The sequence below is a fragment of the Ruegeria sp. AL11 genome (assembly GCF_056540865.1).
In genome coordinates, this window is sequence record NZ_JBQFXO010000100.1 from 1 (window position 1) to 517 (window position 517).

General features: G+C 54.0%; 1 pseudogene. It reads left to right on the forward strand.

The features are described 5' to 3' along the window. Window positions 1–123: 123 nt before the first annotated feature. A pseudogene (locus ACR0IP_RS23490) lies at window positions 124–517 on the forward strand (uroporphyrinogen decarboxylase); the annotation flags it as partial.

Consider the following 517-nt stretch of genomic DNA (forward strand, 5'->3'; position numbering starts at 1 on the left):
AAACGGTCAGGGCACCATCAGTTTCAGTGCCTATTGGCAGATGGTCATACGTGGAGGCTTTCTATTTGCGGTCATCCTTTTACAGTCTCGGATTATTGCCAGGCAGCAGAAGGTCTTGGGTTCATGAATCGCATAGAAAGTGTTTCAGCGCGGCTGTTCAACGTTCCGCTCGCAGAGGTCCTGGTCGATGCCAAACATGGGGATCACACTTTTTTTCAGTTGATCACAGTCACCATTCAAACCTCGGCTGGGGTCGAAGGGGTCGGGTATACCTATACGGGGGGCAAGGGTGGGCATGCCATCCTGGCTATGATCCAGCATGATCTGGCACCGTTTCTTGTAGGACAAGACGCCGAACAGATCGAAAGCTTGTACGATGCCATGCAGTGGCACGTGCACTACGTGGCACGGGGCGGGATCGCCTCCTTTGCCATTTCGGCCGTGGATATTGCCCTTTGGGATATTCGCGGCAAAACACGAAATGCACCATTGTGGCAGATGGCCGGCGGAGCGTCGA